Origin of the sequence: Spirillospora sp. NPDC049652, assembly GCF_040675125.1 — a bacterium.
GTDB lineage: Bacteria > Actinomycetota > Actinomycetes > Streptosporangiales > Streptosporangiaceae > Spirillospora.
The window spans coordinates 1-3,972 of record NZ_JBFAOF010000690.1 but is presented as its reverse complement, the minus strand read 5'-3'; the positions used below and the strand labels follow the sequence as shown (position 1 = coordinate 3,972).

Genomic DNA, 3,972 nt, shown 5'->3' with positions numbered 1-3,972 from the left:
TGGCGTTCGCCTTGACCTTGCCCATCGTGCCGAGCAGGTTCTGGATGTGGTGGCCACCTCACCGGCTACTGGACGCTGGACGAGCCGGACTACGAGCCCCCGGACGACCTCGCCGCCTTCCTCGCCGACGGCCCGCCGCCCGTCTACGCCGGGTTCGGCAGCATGGTCCCGAAGGACGCCCGCCTGACCGACCTGACCGTCCGCACCGCCCTGCGCCTGGCGGGCGTGCGCGGCATCGTGCAGGGCGACCCGGCGACCTCGGACGACGACGTCCTCGCCGTCCGGGACGTCCCGCACACCTGGCTGTTCCCGCGCACGGCCGCCGTCGTCCACCACGGCGGCGCGGGCACGACGGCGGCCGGCCTGCGCGCGGGCGTCCCGTCCGTGGTCACCCCGTTCTTCGGCGACCAGCCCTACTGGGGCGACCGGGTGGCCGCGCTGGGCGCGGGCCCGCGTCCCGTCCCCTTCTGCCGGCTGACCGTCCCCGCGCTCGCTGCCGCCGTCCGCGAGGCCACGACCAGCGAGGACATGCGGACGGCCGCCGCCGCCGTAGGGGCCCGCCTCCGCGCCGAGGACGGCGTCGCCCGCGCCGTCGAGCTCCTGGACCGGCTCTGACCGTCCCCGCACGGCGAGGGACCAGCCTGCCGACATCAGGCTGGTCCCTCGGGTCCGGCGGCGGCCGTGCCGGTCGCCGTGCCGGGTCACTCAGGTCAGGTCAGTGCCAGGTCAGGTCAGTGGCGGACCTTGACGGTGTAGGTGCGCTTCTTCGCGACGTGCGTCGCGGGCTTGACGGCGCGCTTGGCGTTCGGACTCTGGATGAGCGCGCGCAGCTTCTTGGCCGTCGGGTTGGACGAGTTCGCCTTCAGCGCGTTCGGCGTGTTGGACGGGTTGACGCCGCCGCCGAGGCTGAGGATGCCGGTCAGCGTCATGCTGTTCTTCGACGCCGGCGAGGGCAGCCCCATCATCTGGTTGATGACGCCGTCCAGGATGCCGAACGGGCCGCAGCCGGACGCCTTCGGGATCGCGATCGGCGCGTTGATGTCCATCTGCCCGCCGACCCAGCCGAGCTGGACGTCGTTGCCGAACAGCCCGGGGAAGCTCGGCAGCAGGCTGGCGTTCACCGGCCCGATCACGCAGTTCTTGCCGAGCAGCTCGTTGTTGAGGTGGATGTTCAGGCTGGCCTGCGCGCCGAACCCGCCCTCCGGCGTGGGCAGGACGTGCACCGGCCCGGCGAGCGTCTGGGTGACGGTGAGCTTGTTGACCGCCCACATCGCCGCCGGGGTCTTGCCGAGGATGGGGCCGACCAGCGGGAGCTGGCCGATCATGCCGCCCGGCACGTCGATCGGCTTGCCCTCGAACTGCTGGCCGGTGACGGGCGGGGTCAGCACCGGGTTGCCGGTCGAGTCGGGCGCGCCGAGGGAGCCGGTGATCCGGATCGCGCCCGGCGGCAGGGTCAGCGCGAACGAGCCGATCTTGGTGCTGCCGCCCGTCGTCACCTGGGTGATGCAGATGGTGCCGACCGAGCAGCGGTTCATGAACTGCGCCTGCACGCCCGGGAAACCCGGCCCGTACGGCGGCGACGCCTGGTGCGGCGTGCCGGACGGCGGGTCGGCCGGGTCCACGTAGCCGACCCTGCCGCGGCCGGGCGAGGTGTACCAGATCCTGCCGTCCGGGCCGGTGGCCGCCCGGAACGGAGCCGAGAGCGTGGCGGGCACGGGGTACTCGGTGATCTGGCCGCTCGCCGGGTCGAGCTTGCCGAGGTTGGACGCCGACGACTCGGTGAACCAGAGCGCGCCGTCCTGGCCGACGGTGAGGCCGGTCGGGCGCGCGTTGGCGGTGGGGGTGTCGTACTCGGCGATCTGCCCGGACGCCGGGTCCAGCGACCCCATCTTGCCGCTGCCGGGCTCCGTGAACCAGAGCTTGCCGTCCTTGCCGGTGACGATCTCGCCGAGCGTGGGGTACCCGCCGAGAGCGCCCTGCGGAAGGTAGGTGGTGACCGCGCCGGACGCCGGGTCGAGCCGTCCGATCTGGCCGTCGGCGGAGGTGAACCACACGGCCTGGTCGGGGCCGACGGTGACCGAGTACGGGCTGAGGCCGGTGGCGAAGGTGGTGAGGACGGCGGTCGAGCCGGACGCCGTGATCTTCACGATCGCGCCGCTGCCGCCCGCCGCGAGCCACATCGAGCCGTTCGGTCCGGGGGCGATGCCGCTGACCTGCGCGCCCGGCAGGGAGTCGGCGGGCAGTTCGAACATCGACACCGCGCCGGTCGAGGCGTTCACCCGCCCCACCCGGGCGACCTGGGACGACTCGTCGGTGAACCACAGCGCGCCGTCGCTCGCCGCGGTGATCGCGTCGGGGTAGCCGGTGCCCTTCTGCGAGTTCCTCGGCACCGGGTACTCGGTGATCTTGCCGTTGGCGGCGATCCGGCCGACGCCGCCCTGCGACTCGGTGAACCACACGCCGCCGCCCGCCGCGGTGACGCCGGTCGGCGTCACGTCCGGGATGGGGAGCCCGTACTCCGTCGCGTCCGCCGCGTGGGCGGCGGACGGCAGGGCCACGGGGGCCGTGCCGAGGACGGCCGTGAGCGCCACGGCCGCGGCGCGATTGCGTCGACGGCGCATGCCATCGCCTCCTTTGGTCAAGATCCAGGGGCCCCAATAGAAACCTGGGGGTGTCTCAGGTCAAGGCATCGGCCGCACACCGGCCTCAACCGGCCATTCGCTCGCGCCCTGTCAACCGCGTCCGCCCCGCCACGTCCGCGCCGCCACGTCACGTCCGCGCCGTCACGTCCGCCCCGTCCGGATGCGGAGGGGAGGGAGCGGACGGGCCGCCCGGCGACGCCGGACGGCCCGAGGGAGGGGTGGACAGGACCGTCCGGGGTTCGCCGGACGGCCCCGCTCGGCCGGTGGTCAGGTGATGGTGACCGCCGGGCTGGTGACGAACGTCCCGCTCACGGTGCCGGTCGGGCTGACCGACCCGCAGCCGGAGCTGGAGAAGGGCACCGTCGCGCCGCTGACGCTCAGCGAGTGCGTGGCGTTGCTGTACGGACCGGTGATGGGCGCGGGGGCCGTCGGCGCGGCGGTCACCACGCACGAGGGCAGCGTCGAGGTCGTGAACTTGACCCCTCCGACCGGAATGGTGAGAGTGACGGTGGGAGAGGTCCCGCCCGTCGCGGACAGCTTCCAGACGCCGCTCGGCGTGATGGTCGCGGTGCCTCCGAAGTTGTCGTGGCAGCCGGTGAAGCTCGGGTTGCCCGGGGTGGGGGGCGTGAGGTTCACCGGGCCGTAGCCCGAGGCCGGGGTGGTGAACTTGATGGTCGAGAGCGAGCAGCTGACCGAGAACGGCAGCCCGGACAGGGTGCCGGCGAACTTGACGTTGGTGCTGGTCGCGGTGATGGCCGTGCTGGCCGGGGAGATGCCGGCGGCGAGCGCCGGGGCGGCGGTCAGGGCGACGAGGCCCGTGCTGGCGGCCACGGCGGCCAGGGCTGTGCTGACGATCCGCGAAGGCATGTGCTGCGTCCTCTCTCGGGACGGGTGGGGTGGATGCACCGGCCGGATGCGGGAGTTCTCAGAGCCACTAGAAACCAAGTGGTGTTTCATGTCAACCTGACTGCGGGAGGCGTCCGGATCCGGACGCCGGGGAGCGGTGGTCCCGGAAAGCGGAGCCCTCGATGACGACACCCGACCCTGACCGCGGCGTTCTGCTCGCCGCGTTCGCGCGCACCGTGGCCGAACGCGGATACCCGCAGACCAGGCCGCGGGACGTGGCCGACGCCGCCGGACTGAGCGAGGCGGACTTCCACGCCCGCTTCCGCGATCTGGACGACTGCTTCGTCGCGCTTTACCGCGATTCCACCCGGTTGTTGCGGACACGTGTGGACACGGCGTTCCGGGCGGCCGGATCGGACTGGCGGACGGGCTTCTCGGCCGCGCTCGCCAGCGCGCTCGACACGATCGCCGCGTCCCCGGCGCA

Annotated in this window: 4 protein-coding genes; 2 read left to right on the top strand and 2 right to left on the bottom strand. The window is 73.1% G+C overall.

The window, feature by feature from the left end:
• Positions 1-162 precede the first annotated feature (162 nt).
• Positions 163-615: a glycosyltransferase gene (locus AB0J52_RS30735; protein WP_500186176.1), complete on the top strand. Its 453-nt coding sequence runs from the start codon at positions 163-165 to the stop codon at positions 613-615.
• A gap of 116 nt (positions 616-731) precedes the next feature.
• On the opposite strand, the gene AB0J52_RS30730 is transcribed toward AB0J52_RS30735, so the two are convergent.
• Both AB0J52_RS30730 and AB0J52_RS30725 read right to left on the bottom strand, forming a co-directional pair.
• Positions 732-2,621, bottom strand: a complete 1,890-nt coding sequence (locus AB0J52_RS30730) for a Vgb family protein (RefSeq protein ID WP_500186175.1) — start codon at positions 2,619-2,621, stop codon at positions 732-734.
• A gap of 288 nt (positions 2,622-2,909) precedes the next feature.
• Positions 2,910-3,509: a hypothetical protein gene (locus AB0J52_RS30725; protein ID WP_500186174.1), complete on the bottom strand. Its 600-nt coding sequence runs from the start codon at positions 3,507-3,509 to the stop codon at positions 2,910-2,912.
• Positions 3,510-3,670: 161 nt separating this feature from the next.
• Here AB0J52_RS30725 and AB0J52_RS30720 point away from each other — a divergent pair.
• The coding region (locus AB0J52_RS30720) for a TetR/AcrR family transcriptional regulator (protein ID WP_500186173.1) at positions 3,671-3,972 on the top strand (302 nt) is incomplete at its 3' end.

Excerpts from the sequence above, each read along its gene's own strand:
- AB0J52_RS30730 (WP_500186175.1), bottom strand. The coding sequence starts at position 2,621 with ATGCGCCGTCGACGCAATCGCGCCGCGGCCGTGGCGCTCACGGCCGTC.
- AB0J52_RS30735 (WP_500186176.1), top strand. The coding sequence starts at position 163 with ATGGTCCCGAAGGACGCCCGCCTGACCGACCTGACCGTCCGCACCGCC.
- AB0J52_RS30725 (WP_500186174.1), bottom strand. The coding sequence starts at position 3,509 with ATGCCTTCGCGGATCGTCAGCACAGCCCTGGCCGCCGTGGCCGCCAGC.